General features: G+C 65.3%; 11 protein-coding genes. 5 read left to right on the top strand and 6 right to left on the bottom strand.

Features of this window, described 5'->3' with window-relative positions; translation table 11 throughout:
- Window positions 1-70: 70 nt before the first annotated feature.
- Complete coding sequence (gnd, locus tag QNA09_RS24710) at window positions 71-1,078, top strand: phosphogluconate dehydrogenase (NAD(+)-dependent, decarboxylating) (RefSeq protein WP_006946854.1); 1,008 nt, start codon at window positions 71-73, stop codon at window positions 1,076-1,078.
- A gap of 400 nt (window positions 1,079-1,478) precedes the next feature.
- Here gnd and QNA09_RS24705 read toward each other — a convergent pair whose 3' ends face one another.
- Window positions 1,479-2,339: a DMT family transporter gene (locus QNA09_RS24705; protein ID WP_044476553.1), complete on the bottom strand. Its 861-nt coding sequence runs from the start codon at window positions 2,337-2,339 to the stop codon at window positions 1,479-1,481.
- Window positions 2,340-3,053: 714 nt separating this feature from the next.
- Here QNA09_RS24705 and QNA09_RS24700 point away from each other — a divergent pair.
- From QNA09_RS24700 to QNA09_RS24690, 3 genes are all read left to right on the top strand, one after another.
- A complete protein-coding gene (locus QNA09_RS24700) occupies window positions 3,054-6,308 on the top strand; it encodes a beta-phosphoglucomutase family hydrolase (protein WP_006946857.1) in 3,255 nt (1,084 codons plus the stop codon).
- Between the two features lie 3 nt (window positions 6,309-6,311).
- Window positions 6,312-7,961 (top strand): AarF/ABC1/UbiB kinase family protein, encoded by a 1,650-nt coding sequence (locus tag QNA09_RS24695; protein WP_006946858.1) that lies wholly within the window; start codon window positions 6,312-6,314, stop codon window positions 7,959-7,961.
- A gap of 91 nt (window positions 7,962-8,052) precedes the next feature.
- On the top strand, window positions 8,053-9,132 hold the full coding sequence (locus QNA09_RS24690) for a type II glyceraldehyde-3-phosphate dehydrogenase (protein WP_006946861.1): 1,080 nt from the start codon (window positions 8,053-8,055) through the stop codon (window positions 9,130-9,132).
- A 638-nt stretch (window positions 9,133-9,770) separates the two neighbouring features.
- On the opposite strand, the gene lgt is transcribed toward QNA09_RS24690, so the two are convergent.
- Window positions 9,771-10,676 (bottom strand): prolipoprotein diacylglyceryl transferase, encoded by a 906-nt coding sequence (gene lgt / locus QNA09_RS24685; RefSeq protein WP_119699269.1) that lies wholly within the window; start codon window positions 10,674-10,676, stop codon window positions 9,771-9,773.
- 1,033 nt (window positions 10,677-11,709) lie between these two features.
- On the opposite strand from lgt, the gene QNA09_RS29235 reads away from it, so the two are divergent.
- Window positions 11,710-12,066, top strand: coding sequence for a transposase (locus QNA09_RS29235; RefSeq protein WP_161800552.1), 357 nt, complete (start codon window positions 11,710-11,712; stop codon window positions 12,064-12,066).
- Window positions 12,067-12,266: 200 nt separating this feature from the next.
- Here the strand turns inward: QNA09_RS29235 and QNA09_RS24680 are convergent, their stop codons facing one another.
- The 4 genes from QNA09_RS24680 to QNA09_RS24670 all read right to left on the bottom strand — a co-directional run bounded on the left by QNA09_RS24680 (window position 12,267) and on the right by QNA09_RS24670 (window position 17,207).
- Window positions 12,267-12,674, bottom strand: coding sequence for a four-helix bundle copper-binding protein (locus tag QNA09_RS24680; RefSeq protein ID WP_040270107.1), 408 nt, complete (start codon window positions 12,672-12,674; stop codon window positions 12,267-12,269).
- 1,022 nt (window positions 12,675-13,696) lie between these two features.
- Entirely contained in the window at window positions 13,697-15,298 is a 1,602-nt protein-coding gene (locus QNA09_RS24675; protein ID WP_374121876.1) for a cytochrome bc complex cytochrome b subunit, read from the bottom strand.
- A complete protein-coding gene (locus QNA09_RS29230; RefSeq protein ID WP_374121875.1) occupies window positions 15,190-16,062 on the bottom strand; it encodes a class I SAM-dependent methyltransferase in 873 nt (290 codons plus the stop codon). The genes QNA09_RS24675 and QNA09_RS29230 overlap by 109 nt, the downstream gene beginning before the upstream one ends.
- 440 nt (window positions 16,063-16,502) lie before the next feature.
- Complete coding sequence (locus QNA09_RS24670; protein WP_006942101.1) at window positions 16,503-17,207, bottom strand: TVP38/TMEM64 family protein; 705 nt, start codon at window positions 17,205-17,207, stop codon at window positions 16,503-16,505.
- Window positions 17,208-17,296: the final 89 nt, after the last annotated feature.

Below are 17,296 nucleotides of genomic sequence, written 5' to 3'. Positions count from 1 at the left end.
CACACCGTGCACTGTGACGGGAGCTGCTGCCCGGCGGCCGACCCGTGTTCGAACAGAAAGGACGGAGACGATGCAGATCGGGATGGTCGGTGTCGGCCGAATGGGTGGGGACATGGTGCGCCGACTGCTGCGAGCCGGACACCACTGCGTGGTGTACGACCGCGAACCCACCGCGACGGTGGCTCTCGAGCGGGAGGGCGCAGTAGCAGCGACCTCACCGGCCGACCTGATCGCCCGGCTGGAGCCGCCACGAACGGTCTGGGTCATGGTCCCCGCCGCGGTGACCGGCGACGTCGTCGAGCAGCTTGCCGCCAGCATGGATTTCGACGACACCCTCGTCGACGGAGGAAACTCCCATCATCGTGACGACGCCGCCCGAGCCTCCCGACTCGCCGAACGTGGCATCCACTATCTCGACGTCGGCACCAGCGGGGGCGTGCACGGACTCGACCGGGGCTACTGCTTGATGATCGGCGGCGACACTTTCGCAGTCGAACGGCTCGAACCGGTATTCCAAGCGTTGGCACCCGGAGTCGACACCGCCCCGCGTACCGCGGGCCGCAACGGCACTGCCTCTCCGGCCGAACAGGGATACCTGCATTGCGGTTCTGCCGGGGCCGGGCACTTCGTGAAGATGGTCCACAACGGCATCGAATACGGTCAAATGGCTGCCTTGGCGGAAGGGCTGTCCATCTTGCACCACGCCGCTGTCGGAGCTCGCCTCCGAGACGGTGATGCCGGGACAGCACCACTGGCCGATTCCGCGGGCTACCGATACGAGTTCGACATCGCCGAGATCACCGAGGTGTGGCGGCGTGGGAGTGTGCTCACCTCGTGGTTGCTCGACCTCTTGGCCGGTGTACTGCATGCAGATCCGACACTGTCGGACTACACCGGAAAGGTCGGCGACTCCGGGGAGGGACGGTGGGTTGTGCAGACGGCGGTCGACGAAGGAGTTCCCGCCTCCGTGATCACCGTTGCGCTGTACGAACGGTTCAGTTCGCAGCGCGGCGACCACTACAGCCACCGAGCACTGTCGGCCCTGCGCCGTGCATTCGGGGGCCACGGCGAGAAATGATCCCGTCATGTGTGGCGCTGTGCGAACCGTCGAGTCGTGACCAGTACCGATACCGAGCGAGTCGGCGTCGTACCGTATTCCGTAATCGTGCTCGTACCGCAGCACCTGCGCTACCAGCGCCGGTAACCGCGACGGGGGAGGCTCCTCGCCATACTGCCGACACCGATCTGCATGCAATACCACGCGTGCCCGTCGAACATCTACTATCCGTCGGACCGTTTCCAGCGGTGGTGGACGGTTTGCGTACTGTCGACGACAGAGAGAGGCGGCACTCCGCAGCACCACTGCGATCCGAACCCGACAAGGGTGCAGCCGTCTTCCACCTGTCTGGGACGACCCACGACCTCCCATGCCTCCTGGGCGGAATTCCTTACGATGCAACGACTGAGAGGCATGGGCCTCAGGATTTTTCGTCCGCTTCCACTGTGCCCACTTTCTGGACACCACGGCGAGGTTGCAGGATGGTCCACAAGGAGACCAACACCACGGCCAATCCGAAAGCGGTCCATCTGGTCGGTCGCTCGCCCAAGACGACGGCCGCCAGCACAACTCCGATCACCGGCACCAAGAACGTCCAGGCGGTGAGGGCGTCGAGGCGACAGTGCTGGCTCTCGACGAACCATCCCACAAAGGCCGCTGCAGTGCCGACGAGCGAAAGCGCGATCAGTACCCCAAGGAAACCGGGGGACCACGCGATCGTGGGAGCACCTTCGACTGCCGCCGCCCACCCGATCAGCCCCACGCCGCCGAGGACGAAATGCCATCCACTGGCGGCAACGACGTCGAGCCCGACCAGGCGGCGGGACAGCAACGTCCCGGCGGTGATCGCTACCGCCGAGAACAAGGCGAGCAACGCGCCTTGGCCGCCGGGAGCTGCCAACAGAACCAGACCGACGAATCCCACGATCAAGGCGATGACCGTACGCCATGAGACCGCTTCCCCGTACCACCACCAAGCCGGCAACACGATCAGCAGCGGTTGGGCATTGGCCAATACCGCTGCCGTACCGGTGGACAGGCCGGCCACTCCCCCGAACATCGCCGCGAACGCGACCGTGACGTTCACCCCGCCCAGCACAACGATCAGCAACCACGCATGCCTCCCTCGCGGCATCGGTCGATGCTGGAGGACACACAACACGAGCAGTGCGACCCCGGCCAGTACCGCGCGCAAGGCGGCGAACCAGAGGATCGGCGCGTACTCGAGCCCCCACCGGATGCCCAGGAAACACGCGCCCCAGGCGGTCGTGATCCACAGCATCCGCAGGGGCTTGGGTGAGCGGAGCTCTTCCGTCGATGCTCTCACCTCCGTCGTTGCACCTGTGCCAGCCCGACTGAATACCCCGGCAGGGGGTCGTCCCGCAGAGTCTCTCATTCGCCCACGGAGAACACGACCTGGGCGTCCGAACCGGCTGGCCGGGACAGCAGCTCGGACGCCCGAAGCGGGACAACGACGTCGGAATCAAAAGGGTGTCGACGGCGTATGGGCTCGCAACTTATCGGTGCCTGCGGTTCGACTCATCGGTGATCAGCCGGTAAAGAACATATACCGAGAACCACATGATCAACCCGGCAGTCAGGACAAGCAGAACCTCGTAGAAGAGGACCACATTACGATGCTACGCCGGTCCGGCTATGACACCGCCCCGGGCGCCACAGTCGCGGCGGTCGAAAGGACGCAGTCCCGGACACCGCCGCATGCCCTTCTCCTCAGGACACCGATACTCCTTGCACGGCTACACTCGACCGGTATGAATCCGACGGCATTCGCCGTACGTGCCGCCACGACGACGACCTTGCGAAGCGGCGCCGACCGGTCGCGGTGCGCGCATCGGGCCTACCCGCAGAGTGCTTGTAGGAGCAGTGGTCCGCACGAGCATCGCCACCAAGGCCTTTCCGACCACCGGATCGATGCCGCTGCCAGCGGCTTGCGGCCGCGAGTCGGGACCTTAGGCAGCGCACGGAGGGGCAACTGATGCACCTCGAACACCTCCCGGTCTCTACCGGGCGTACGCGCAACGGTTACGGCGCGGTGATCTTCGACATGGACGGGGTGATCACCGACACCGCCACGGTGCATGCCGCCGCCTGGAAGGCCCTGTTCGACCAAGTCCTCACTGAGCTCGATCCTGGACAGGAACCCTTCGATACGGACCGCGATTATCGCGCATACGTGGACGGCCGTGCCCGAGAGGACGGAATCCGGACGTTCCTCGACGCCCGCGGACTCGAGGTGCCCACCGGCACCCTCGACGACACACCGGGCCGGATGACCATTCGAGGATTGGCTGCACGAAAACAGCAGATCTTCGCCGACACGCTCACCGACACGGGTGTGTCGGTCTTCCCCGATGCGAGAGAGCTGCTCATTGAGCTTAGGGCGATGGGTGTGCCTACCGCCCTGGTGACTTCGAGCCGCAACAGCCAGACTGTACTCGATGCGGCCGGGGTGGCGTATCTGTTCGACGTACGTGTCGACGGGATCGACGCGGTGCGTCTGTCCTTGGCCAGCAAACCGGATCCGGCCATGTTCGTCGAGGCTGCTCGCCGACTCGCAGTTTCGCCGGCCGACGCTGTGGTCTTCGAAGATGCTCCGGCCGGGGTCAGCGCCGCCGTCAAGGGTGGATTCGGGTGGGTAGTAGGCGTCGACCGAACCGGAATCGGTCCCCAGTTGACCGCGGCCGGGGCGGACGCGGTGGTCGCCGATCTCCGCCAGGTACCGTTGACGGATTCCACCGCGGCGTCGGAGCGGGGGCGAGTAGAGCGCTGGTGCGGCGGAGCGATGCCCGCGCCGCAGGACGGGTGGGCTCTTGTCTACGATCGATTCGATCCTGCTCAGGAGGCGACCCGGGAAGCACTGTGCACCCTCGGGAACGGGTACTGGGCTACCCGCGGAGCTGTTCTCGGCAGCACCGCCGATGGCGTCCACTACCCCGGGACGTACCTGGCCGGAATCTACAATCGGCTCGGCACCGTACTCGAGGGACGCACCGTGGAGACCGAACATCTGGTCAACGCGCCCGACTGGACCTACCTGACCGTTCGGTGCGCGGACGGTGCCGTACTCCATCCGGGAGGCCGGGAAATGGTCTCCCATCGTCAGGAACTCGACATCCGTACGGGGGTTCTGACCCGTATCACTCGGTATCGTGACAGCGTCGGTCGTGTTCTGCAGATCACCTCACGTCAGTTCCAGTCTCTGACCGAACCGCACCTGGCCGCACTGGAGGTCACCGTCGACTCCGACAATTGGTCGGGGGCACTCGTCGTCGAGTCCGCGGTGAACGCGGCGGTGGCCAACCGCAACGTGACAGCAGACCACGCACTCGATCACCACCATCTGGTCCCTGTCGCAACAACGCAGATTGCCTCGGACACGGTGCTGGCGGAAGTATCGACCAGCCAGTCCCTGGTCCGTATCGCCACCGCGGTACGGACCCGTGTCCGTGCTACCGAGGCGGTGAGCCACCGTCGGCCGGTGCTGGATTCGGCCTATGCCGGGCACATTCTCACCGTGCACCTCGCGCCGGGCACACCGGTGACGGTGGAAAAAATCGCCGCGGTGGCAACCTCGCGGGATGCGGCGATCTCGACCGCCGCCCTCGCCGCAGAGGACAGGATCGCCCGGGCGCCGCTCTTCGCCGACCTGCTCGATGCCCACACTCTGGCATGGCAACAGTTGTGGGATCGGTTCGGCATCGAACTGCGGGCCGCGCCGCAGCAGTCGCTGGCGTTGAATCTGCACATCTTCCACGTGCTGCAGACCGTCGCCGCAGCGGGGCCGGATCTCGATGCCGGCTTGCCGGCGCGAGGACTGCACGGGGAGGGCTACCGTGGCCACATCTTCTGGGACGAGATGTTCGTCTACCCCATGCTGAGTTTGCGCCGCCCCGAATTGACCCGGTCGTTCCTGCTGTATCGGTATCGACGCCTGGACTCCGCCCGCGCTGCCGCCCGGGCGGAGGGACTGGACGGGGCGATGTTCCCTTGGCAATCCGGCAGTGACGGCCGGGAGGAGACGCCGACCCAGTTGTTCAATGTCCGCAACGGAAGGTGGATGCCCGACAATTCTCGTCGGCAACGGCACGTCGGTCTGGCCGTCGCCTACAGCGTATGGCAGTACTATCAGGCCACCGCGGACCTGGGTTTCCTCATCGACTACGGAGCCGAGATTCTCGTCGAGGTCGCTCGGTTGTTCAGCAGCATGGCCGTGTACGACCCGGCGGACGATCGATTCGACATCTGCGGGGTGATGGGACCGGACGAATATCACGACGGCTACCCCGATGCGCCGGGGACAGGACTGCGCAACAACGCCTACACGAACGTACTCGCCGCCTGGGTCCTGGCGCGGGCGGAGGAGGCGGTGACCCGCTTGGCCTGTCACGACTGCGATCCCCTGTGGCGCCGCCTACGACTCGGCGCGCAGGAACCCGCCCGCTGGGAGCGGCTCAGCCGCCGACTGCGGATCCCGTTCCACGACGGGGTGATCAGCCAGTTCGAGGGCTACGACGCGCTGCTGGAATTCGACTGGGACGCCTACCGCGGCCGGTACGGCAACATCGGTCGGTTGGATTTGATCCTGCAGGCCGAAGGGGACAGCACCAACCGGTACAGGCTGTCCAAGCAGGCCGACGTGCTGATGTTGTTCTACCTGTTCTCCGCCGAAGAACTGCGCGCCCTGTTCGCCCGTCTCGGCTATGAGCTTCCCGCGGAGATGATTCCCCGTACGGTCGCGTACTACCTTGCCCGCACCAGCCACGGTTCGACCTTGAGTCGACTGGCCCACGGCTGGGTGCTCGCCCGCACCGACCGGGCCCCGTCGTGGACGCTGTTCATCCAGGCATTGGAGGCGGACCTGGCCGATACCCAGGGGGGAACCACACGGGAAGGTGTCCATATCGGGGCCATGGCCGGCACCGCCGACATGGTGATGCGCTGTTACGGCGGTGTGGAAACCCGGCAGGACGCGCTGTGGCTGCACCCGGTGCTTCCTGCCGAATTGACGGCGGCGTCGTTCCGGCTCAGTTATCGCGGCCAGCCGATGAGTATCGAACTGACCCAACACCGGGCACGGATTGTCCTGTACCCGTGCTCGGCGGCGCCGGTCCGTCTGTGCGTCGAGGGCATCGAGAAGACCCTTGCCGCCGGCGAGCTCTGGGATGTCCCTCTGCAGTCGGCACCGTCGGAGGGTGCGCCGTCTTCTGCACCGCCGCAGGCGAAGGGGTAGACCGTGTCCCATGCCGAGCGGTACCGACAGATCGCCGAGACCTTCGCCCGTCACGGATTCGGATTCTTGATCGGTGTCGCCGGTCTGCAGAGGTGGCTGCCCCTGCACCGTGGACTGCTCGGGCATGCGCGCCGTGACCAGCCCTATTCGAATCCCGAGCACCTACGGTTGGCTCTCGAACAACTCGGTCCGACGTTCGTCAAACTGGGGCAGGTCCTGTCCACCCGTCCGGATCTGCTGCCGGAACCGTACCGGAGAGAGTTGGCCGTCCTGCAGGACGCCGCCCCTCCGGTTCCCGGTCCCCTCATCACCAGCCTCGTCACCCACGACCTCGGAGCCGCTCCGTCGGAGGTCTTTGCCTCGTTCGATCTGCAACCCTTGGCCAGCGCTTCCCTGGGTCAGGCTCATGCTGCGACCCTGGCCGACGGCACCGAGGTGGTGGTCAAGGTCCGCCGGCCGAATGTGGTCGAACAGATCGAGCAGGACCTGGAGATCCTCCACAACCTCGCCGCCCGGGCCCAACGGCGTTGGGAGGCAGCCGCAGACTACGACCTGGTGGGCATCGCCGAAGAGTTCGCCCGGACATTGCGCGCGGAACTGGACTACCTCCACGAAGGCCGCAACGCCGAACGCTTTGCCGCCAACTTCGCCTCCTCTGCCACGATCCGCATCCCGCGCATCTACTGGGACACCACCACTTCTCGTGTCCTGACAATCGAGCGGATCAGGGGAATCAAGATCGATGACGTGCAGGCCCTCGACGCGGCCGGCATCGATCGGTCGACGCTGGCGCACCACGCGGCCTGGGTGGCCGCGAAGATGGTTTTCGAGGACGGGTTCTTCCACGCCGACCCCCATCCGGGCAACTTTTTCATCGAGCCCGGCGGCCGCATCGGGTTGATCGACTTCGGCATGGTGGGGGAAGTCGATGCGCAGCTGCGTGAGAAGCTCGGCGCGCTGCTCATCGCGTTGGCCGGTCAGCAACCCCGCCGGGTGGCTGCGGCCCTGACCGGGCTCTCGTCCGGCCGGGGCCGGGTAGATGTGCCCGCTCTCGCCACGGATCTGGCTCCATTGCTCGACCGCTACGCTGGGCGCGAACTGGGACAGATTTCCCTCGGGGCGCTGATCCAAGATGTGCTGACGGTGGTCCGCCGGCACCACGTCCAGATTCCGTCGGACCTGGCGCTGTTGTCGAAGATGCTGATCATGGTCGAAGGCCTGGGTGTCGAACTCGATCCACAGTTCCAGCTTGCCGAGCTCCTCGACCCGTACGCACGGCGCCTGGCATCCGCTCGTTATTCGCCTGAGGTCCTGGCGAGCAGGTTTCGGCAGGCAGGATTCGACGTTCTCGATGTCGTGGCGGAACTTCCCGATCAGCTCCGGCGGCTGCGGGAGACGCTCGATGCCGGCGGACCTGAAGTGCACCTGCGCGCTGCCGAACTCGAACCCTTCGTCGCCCGCCTCGAGACGACGGGACGTCGGCTCGTAGTCGCCCTCGTGGCAGCCGCGCTGGTCCGCACCCTCGGCGCAGTAATGAGTGCCGAGGCCATCCGCAATAGGTTCTCCGGCCCGAGCCCCGGTTCCGATCCGCGCGGTTCTCGCGGCGCCGACGGTCTCCGGACTGGGCGTACCCGTCGACGACGGCACCGGTAGGGCAACGATCCGGCAACATCGGTCATCCTCACCGTCGCCCGGAACGTCCAAGACATCATCCCGAACACCTCCAAATGCGAAGGGGCAGGACATGGCGAAGAAGATGCGCGTGGGCATCAACGGATACGGAGTCATCGGCAAACGCGTCGCCGATGCAGTACGGCTCCAGCCGGACATGGACCTGATCGGCGTCAGCGACGTGCTCTCCGACTACCGGGTCGCGACAGCGGCAGGCAATGGAATACCCCTCTACGCATCCACGCCGGAATCCTCAGCGCAGATGTCTGCGGCGGGGATTTCGGTGGCGGGCGGACTGCCCGACCTGCTGAATGCGATCGACGTCGTCGTAGACTGTACCCCGGCCGGAATTGGTGCCGAAAACCTCGAGCACTACCGGAGCCGGGGTGTCAAAGCCATCTTCCAGGGCGGCGAAAAACATACCCTCACCGGCCACTCCTTCGTCGCACACGCAAATTTCGCTGCTGCTGTGGGCCGGGACACCACCCGGGTGGTCTCGTGCAACACCACGTCCACGGTGCGGACCTTGACGGCCCTGAAGAATACGGGACTGCTCGCCAAGGCGCGGGGCGTCCTGATTCGTCGGGCTACCGACCCGTGGGAGTCCGATCACTCCGGGATCATGAATACGATCGTTCCCGAACGCAAGATTCCCAGCCACCAAGGGCCCGACGCACAAAGTGTCGATCCGGACCTCGATGTCGTCACCATGGCCGCCAAAGGCGCGCACACCCAGAACCATCTGCACTATTGGGTGGTAGAGCTGACCCGTTCGGTCGCCCGCGACGACGTGCTCGAGGCACTGAGGGCTTGTTCGCGAATCGCCTTCGTCCGCGAGTCGGACGGCGTGGTCGCCCCCAACAGCACGATCGAATTGATGCGCGATCTCGGGCGACCTCGCGGTGACATGTACGAGGTCGCCCTGTGGGAAGACATCCTCACCGTCGACGGTACCGAGCTGTACTACAGCTACACCGTCGACAACCAGGCCATCGTCATTCCCGAGAACATTGATGCCATCCGCGCCGTGACCGGAACGATCGTCGATGCTGCCGAATCGATCCGGCTGACCGACGCCACACTTGGTATTCGGCGCAACTTCCTCCCGGAGGCCCGAGAGGTACCGTCCGAGTCCAGCACCGCCACCCGGTGACATCCGCCCGCCCCGGTCGACGAGAGAACGCACTCGGGTCGGACACATGATCGACTGCACGGCAAAGATGCCGTTGCGCGGGAAGAGCCCACGCTGGGGGCGTGGGCAGGTCAGGAAGATCTAGGTCGCGGTAGCGGCACCGATCACGAGAGCCGCCGACATCGGTGGGATCGTTACTGTCGGTCGCGGGGACGTGGATACGGCCCTGGTACGTCTTCAAGGCGGTAGGCTATTCGGTCTCATGTGAGGGTTCTCGATTGCCGCGGTTTCCTCGGCCGGTCCACGCTGCACCCGCACTGGTCTTGCCGGCGGTACTTGCGCTTCAAACCGGAGGGTCCTGGTATTGCGCCCACCTGGTGTGGCAGATTCGAGCGGTGAGAGGTGTGTGTGGCGTGATCCGGCACAGTGGACAGGCCGAGATTCGGCTCGGAGCCGAGTGGCCCTGGCCGCGAGTTCTTGCGAGTCCACACCCGCGCACGGGTCGACCGGTACGGTGTGTGCGAGCGATGCCGGAGGGTCCCGACCGGTGAATATCTCTTGATGTCCCGAATGCCGGATCGGGTTCCGATGTCCGTCTTCGCCCGGCGCCGGGCCGCCCTCCAAGGTGTCGATGTTTCCGTCGTTTGTCGGGCTTCGTCTCAACGCTTCGTGAGCACGCGTGTGGGTTTCAGCGCCTCGGGGTCCTCGCGGCCCTTGCGGGCGACGACGACGTAGACGACGGCGAGGACGAACACGATGGCGGAGGTGAACGAGTTGATCCGGATCCCGGCGATCTCGGTGGCCGGATCGGACCGCATGAGTTCGACGAAGAACCGGCCCGCGCTGTATCCGGCCACGTAGAGCGCGAACAGCCGGCCGTGTCCGATGCGGAATCGCCGGTCGACGAGCACGAGCAGCAGCACGACGAGCAGATTCCACACCAGCTCGTACAGGAACGTCGGGTGCACCACCGCCGCGACCTGCCCGGTGGAGATTCCGTCGATGAGGTCCGGGCTCGTGAGTCCCGCGTCGTTGCGGCGCTCGTAGATCTCGAGGCCCCACGGCACGGTCGTCTCTCGGCCGTAGAGTTCCTGGTTGAACCAGTTGCCGAGCCGGCCGATGGCCTGGGCCAGCAGGATCGCCGGGGCCAGCGCGTCACCGAAGGCGGGCAGGGGAATGCCGCGGCGACGGCACCCGATCCAGGCGCCGACCCCACCGAGGGCGACCGCCCCCCAGATCCCCAGTCCGCCCTGCCAGATCTTCAACGCGTCGACCGGGTCGGCGCCCGCACCGAAGTACTTCTGCCAGTCGGTGGCGACGTGGTACAGACGGCCCCCGATCAGGCCGAACGGCACGGCCCACACCGCGACGTCGAGCACGGTGCCGGGCTCGCCACCGCGGGCGACCCAGCGGCGGTCACCCCAGAAGATCGCGACGACGATCCCGACGATGATGCACAGGGCATAGGCCCGCAGCGCGATCGGCCCGAGGTACCACACCCCCTGTGGTGGACTGGGCAGATACGCCAGGACGGTGGCGGCGGCGGGTACGACAGTGGGAACCACGATTTCTTTCTATGTCACGTCGCGGCTGCGACTGGTACGCGGACGCAGCGGTGGGTTCTTCAGAAGGAAAGGAAATTTCATGGCGGTGCGTCGTGGGGCAACGCCATGGTGCGGCCGGGTCGTTGGTGCTCAGGACATCGGACATCGGGGGTCGGTACGGTTGACTGCCACGCTGTGCCATCTTGCCTTGTGTCGCCTTCTGTCAGATGTTCCTTTGATGAAGGTTCGTTGAAGAAGGGCCATAGAAGGAAGAAGGGGATCGAGCTCCGATCGGTACCAGGTCCGCATCGACCAGTTGCGGGGCGGCCCCGCACCGGCGTACATGCTTCGCTCCTTGAGCCCGTAGATCCAGCCATTTCGTGAGAATTACGTTGGCTGGGTACCGGATTGACCGGGTATGGAAAATGCTTCGCCAGCGCGCGGGTGTGTCTGGAAAGAACTGGCCTGGTTCATGGGGCGGGCCGGTCCGCTGTCTGGTCGGCCGCTCGGTGGGACAGGCCGGCACGGTCTACCGCGGCGGTGAAACCAAAGCCAATGCCTAGGACGCCCGGGGATCGCCGTTCAATCCCGCATGTGCACCGGCCTGCGCGTTCTGTATCCCGACGATGATCTGATTGGGAAACTGTAGATACCCCGCTGCCGCGTCGATCTCGGGGCCGGCCGCACACGCGTCTTCCCTCCGGCTGCGCCAGCAGCGCATAGCGATCCGTCGCGCACTCGAATGCATCGCGCGGATCTTCTCGGACCACCGGCTGGACAGTGCTGCGGGCCTGCTGCCAGCGGTCGAAAGCGGTCCGCCGTACCGGGACCGCGCTGCTGGTCCCCGCGCTCCCCGGCGTCGGCGTCGGCGTGCGCAACACGGACTTGGTCGCCCACGCCGCGACGAAAGCCCTGACGATGCGGTTGCCCGGTAAGGACGTCACCGCCGCGCTGGTGGCCGAGCCGGCGCACGGGCTGAGCTATTCCCGACGAGCGCATCAACGCCACCGACGCTGCGATCGAGGTCCGACTTCGCCGACATCCTCGGGCAGAAGTGATCACCAGCCTTCCGGGCATTGGATTCCGGCTGGAAGCAATATTCGTCGCTGCCCACGGCGAGCCCACTCTGGTCGGCCCGGACGACCGGCTCACCGCGTGGGCGGGCCGGCACCGATGCCGAAAGTTCCCGGCAGACGCCCCGGGCGAATGCACACCCCGGCGCTACAGCAGATTCCTGGGCCGGGTGATGTACATGTCGGTACTGCCCGCGGCCCGCTGCGACTCCGAAAGCAAGGGCCTCATCTGGCTGGGCCGCGGCCGCACTACGGTCCTCTATGTCCTTACCCGCGAAACGCGTAACCTGGCAATCGGATGCGCCGGTCATCGCGGCTGCGGCTCGACAGGGCATTGAGTGTTCTTTCCTTGCGAGTCGCTCGCGTACCGGGTGTCGTCTGGTTGTCGTGGTGTGCGGATCGGTTCTGCAGGCGGATCGGCACCGATGCCTGCGCCTACCCCTTTCTGGTGCGTCGACCGTGCAGGTGTTGCTTCATGCAGGAAGCAACAGGCCGGTATGGCGGTCCGGTGCGGGTGACCGCGCCGGGGAACGTGCTGTTATCCGAGCGAGCCGATCAGCTCTCGGCAGGCCTGCTCACAGCGGCGGCAGACCTCGGCGCAGGTTCTGCAGTGCTCGTGATGGGAGGCGTGCTGCGCGCACTGGTCGCCGCATTTCTTGCACGAAGCCGCGCAGGCCTCCAAGACCGAGCGGGTCAGATTCGCGTCGTAGCCGGTATGTCGCGAGAGCACCCTGCTTGTGATTTCGCAGAGGTCAGCGCAGTCGAGGTCCGTGCGGATGCATTTGGTCAGCTCCTCCACCGACTCTTCGCTAAGGCAGGCATCGGCGCATGCGGTACATACCTGGGCACAGTCCATACACGCCTCGATGCAGCCAGCCAGCTTCGCCGTGTCGATCCCGGCCAAACCCTTCGGGTAGTTCTCCAGCATGGTGGCAGCAGTACTCATCGTTGTTCTCTCCCGTCGTCGAGGATGGGGAAGAGGCCGTCCTCTGCGAGGACAGGCCTGATCAATCGCCGCGTACCCACCAACGCGGGCTTGTAACAACAGGTGCGCCCTCCTCGGTGCCGGCGCAACGATCGGCTGCCATCCCGCGCAGGGAACTCCACTGCAGTGCAACAGCGAGGTCGACCACACCATCTGCAACGCGAAAAGCTACCAAATCCGCTGCTTCTCAACCCTGTACAGAGGATATTCATGGCCGCGGAGGTGGCATGGACGGCGTCCCGCCGGCGACCACAGATTGCTTCCCCAGCCCGAATCCCAGACACATGAAGATTTGGTGAAGATATTCCTGCCTCGACATCGAGGCGCTGAGCACGGTCATGCGGATCCGTACCACTTCGGGGTCGCGGAGGCACTCGACCCGCCTAGGACAGAGGATCCCTGGGGGCGGACAGATCGTCTCCCTCGAAGATCAGGCCCACGGCACTACCCCGCGCCCAGTAGCCGCCTCGCCCAACCGCAGCGAGGGGCCCTTCGGTGATTACGACATGGACATGGTGCAGCGGCCGTCGACCGCGGCGGTGCCTAGGGGCTCGATCATGATGGTGTCGAACCAGGATGGGGGCAATTTGCTGGTCACCACCATACTTCGTCGTTCCTGGACGGCCTCGGCAAGGCGGAAGAACGCCTTCGCGGCAGCCCGCCCGGACGGGCAACGTACCGATGCCGTCGACGAACGATCAACTCCATCCCGGGAGGAATTCTGATGATGGTCTTGTCGATCGACCGTCGACACACCGCGGCCCGTCCGGTCGCCGCGGTCACCGGTTCGAGGTGGACCACGACACCCGCATGCCGGCATCGATCATCGTATGCGCGATGCGCAGGTGCTTCGACGAGGTGGGTTTGCCGGTGCCAGAGGCCGCAGACCGTGTGGTTTCGCCGCGGTGCGTCCACTCCAGCGCCGCCAAGGCGTTCGGGATGGAACCGGGTCGACGGATCGTATTCGCGCCAGGACATGGACGTCAGTGTCCTTGCCCGTTACCGCCTCCGGGACTGTGAATTCGCTCCTGGTACTCGCTCAGGACCGTGCGCTGCTCGACCTCCGCCTCGTGGTGCGCCGTCTCGAGGGCGGTCGCCTCCTCGGCCGGGTCCGCGCTCCACCAGCTGCCCGCGCCGGGCTTGCCGGCGGTGCCGAGCTTGTTCATGCGCTTGGGCACCGGAGCACCCTGGTACTCGAGCGGGACCGGATGGCCGTGCTCGTCCACCGGGCCGAGCGGCTGGTGGATCTCGATGTACTCGCCGTGCGGCAGGCGACGGACAATGCCCGTCTCGATGCCGTGCTCGAGCACCTGACGGTCGCTGCGCTGCAGGCCCAGGCAGAACCGGTAGGTCAGGTAGTAGGCGAGCGGAGGGCCGAGCACCATGCCGATGCGGCCCATCCACGTGGTGGCATTGAGCGAAATGTGGAAGGTGATCGCCACGATGTCGTTCATCCCCATCAGCGTGAGAACGGTGTAGAACGCCAGGGCCATCGCGCCGATCGCGGTACGCACCGGCACGTCCCGCGGACGCTGCAGCAGGTTGTGGTGCGCATCGTCCTTGGTGAACTTCTTCTCGATCCACGGGTAGGCGATCAGAAGCGTGAACACCAGGCCCATGATCACCGCGACCCAGAACACCGCCGGGATGGTGTAGCGGCCGAACAGGTAGATATCCCACGCCGGCCAGGTGCGGGCCAGGCCGTCCGTCCACAGCATGTAGATGTCGGGCTGCGAGCCGGCCGACACCTGCGACGGGTTGTACGGGCCGATGTTCCAGATCGGGTTGATCTGGAGCAGACCGCTCATCAGCGCCAGCACGGCGAAGGTGATGGCGAAGAACGCACCGGACTTGACCGCGAACACCGGCAGAATCCGGACACCGACGACGTTCTGCTCGGTACGGCCGGGGCCGGGGAACTGGGTGTGCTTCTGGTACCAGACCAGGGCCAGGTGGGCTGCGATCAGGGCGAGGATGATGCCCGGAATCAGCAGCACGTGCGCGACGTACAGGCGCGGGATGATGAGCATGCCGGGGAAGTCGCCGCCGAAGATCAGCCAGTGCATCCAGGTGCCGATCACCGGGATGCTGATGGTGATGCCGGACAGCGCGGCGCGCAGGCCGGTGCCGGAAAGCAGGTCGTCGGGCAGCGAGTAGCCGAAGAAGCCCTCGAACATCGCCAGGATCAGCAGCAGCGAGCCGATCACCCAGTTCGCTTCACGCGGACGGCGGAACGCACCGGTGAAGAACACGCGCAGCAGGTGCACGATGATCGACGCGGCAAACATCAGCGCAGCCCAGTGGTGGATCTGCCGGACGAACAGACCGCCGCGCACCTCGAACGAGATGTCCAGGGTCGTCTCGTACGCGCGCGACATCGTGACACCGCGCAGCGGGGTGTAGGCGCCGTCGTAGGTGACCTCGGCGAGGGACGGATCGAAGAACAGCGTCAGGTACACGCCCGAGATCAGCAGGATCACGAAGCTGTACAGGGCGATCTCACCCAGCAGGAAGGACCAGTGGGTGGGGAACACCTTGTTGATCTGACGCCGCAGCCCGGCCGCCGGATGGTAGCGCGAGTCGATGTTCTCCGCCGCGTGGGCGGCGCGGGACGGTGTTGCAGTACGCACGGGCGACGCTCCCAAAATGCGGCGAATATTCGTCGTCGGACGGTGTTAGCCCGGCCTTCGTCCGGCCGAGTACGCTTTATCTGCCACTTCTGCAGGCCTGGACACGACTCCTGACTCGGCACATCAGAGACTTGGCACATTGGATTCGAGCAGCGAGAAGGACTAGGCTGCATCCAATCCGATCCGTTCCTGCGTGGAATCCCACAGTTCCGCCGGAACAGTCGAGGTGCGACCGATTCAATAATTCTGTTGTGCCTCAATCGCAATGACCCGCGGGCGCCGTTGGGAGCACAGGTGCGGAGTCGGCGTAGGGCGAAGCAGGGTTCACAGAGTTGGCGCAGGCGCAGACGTGACAGCCAGTTGCGGGTTCGTCCCGGCTTGGGAGGGGTGAACGCCTGGGTTCGATTCCAGATCGGCGGGTTCTGGGTCGTCGCTGTCATGGCTGTGACCCGGGGGATGATCAAGTCGGCGATCTTGCGTACGAACCGATGCTGGATAGGAACGTCCACAATCACCTCTACAGATGCGCTCACATCGAAACGCTCGTTCGGCTTCAGCTCCGGTTCCAGGAAGTCGCCACTGAGCCAGGGGATGTCCGGACGACGGAGCTTCAAGTTTTCGATTGTCCGAGCTGGAAGATCGACTGCGGTTACCGCGCCCAATCCGGCGAGTTGAGCTGAAAGCCAAACGGTTCCGCAGCCCCTCCCCGGGATCTTCATATCCGGTCGTGCCGTCGCGCGGACGACCTCGAGAACATACGTCCCGCAATGTTCATTGCCTCGATGGACTCCTCCGGCAGTGGACCTTTTCACCCACTCGGTCCAGAACTGGAGCTGAGCCTCCATCGTCGGTTGAATCATAGGCCTGGTCTTCTTTCGCGAGCTTCCGCGAGCGAGCGCCTTCGGCAGCAGTGCTACTCGGCAGCGCACATCGATCGCGCTTCACTGGGCAGTGTGCCCAGTCGGCGCAAGTTCTGACCTGCAGCGGCGGTCGATGGCCGATTGCCGAAAGTGTCGTTCCCCCAATGGTAGGGCGGTTCCCTTCCAGGCCCGAGACACTTCATCGAATCTTCATGTCCTGAGGATGAGCCGCACTCTGCTGCCCTGTCTGTTCTCGCCGGTGATGCGCATCACGCATTCGCTCGCACCCGGCGGGGACGTTACTGCGTCGGACAGGTGCATTCGTCCCTGTGGTGAGCGGAGATAGCGGTGTCGGCGGCACCCGACGGCAGAGGGAGACGGGATTCGAGCACCAACCCGGCAATGCCCGAAAGTAGGCACACAGCCGTTACCGCAGTCAGGGCGGGCTCAGTTCGGCCGGCAATCGTGTCACCGAGAAGTACCGCTCCGATCGTGCCGGGCAGGATGCCGATGATCGTAGCGACGGTGTACGGAAGCAGCCGCACGGACGACAAGGCGCAGCAGTAGTTGACCACCGCGAACGGCACCACCGCGATGAGGCGCAGTGATCCGACAGCCAGCCATCCCCGGTGCGCCAGACGGGCATCGACAGCCCGTACCGCCGAGTGCGACAGCCGCGCTTGAACTGCGTCTTTGCCGAGCGTTCGAACCACCATGAATGCCACCACTGCGCTCACAGTCGTGGCGGCGATGGCGACGCCGATGCCGACCAGAGGGGAGAACAATACCCCGGCACTCACCGTGAACACGGTGCGGGGAATCGGGGTGACGGTCAGCACGGTCTGAGCGAGGAAGAACACCACCACAAACGTCGGGCCTACCGCCGTCGCCCATTCCCGAATCTGCACGATCGGCGGATACGGAACCAGAGTGGCCATCGCAACCACCGTCGCGGCCACCGGTAGTGCGACGAGAAATTTACGGCCGAGCTGGATTCTCGTCACAGCCGCCCAGGATAGCAGCGTCTCCCATGGCGTGATGTCTTCGTGCCGCACACCGACACCGATTCCGCCGCATGTCCAGTCAACGATCT

The sequence above is a fragment of the Rhodococcus sp. AH-ZY2 genome (assembly GCF_030916465.1).
Taxonomy (GTDB): Bacteria; Actinomycetota; Actinomycetes; order Mycobacteriales; family Mycobacteriaceae; genus Rhodococcus; species Rhodococcus ruber.
Note: the sequence above shows the minus strand (reverse complement) of the source record. Positions and strands in the feature narration are given on the sequence as shown.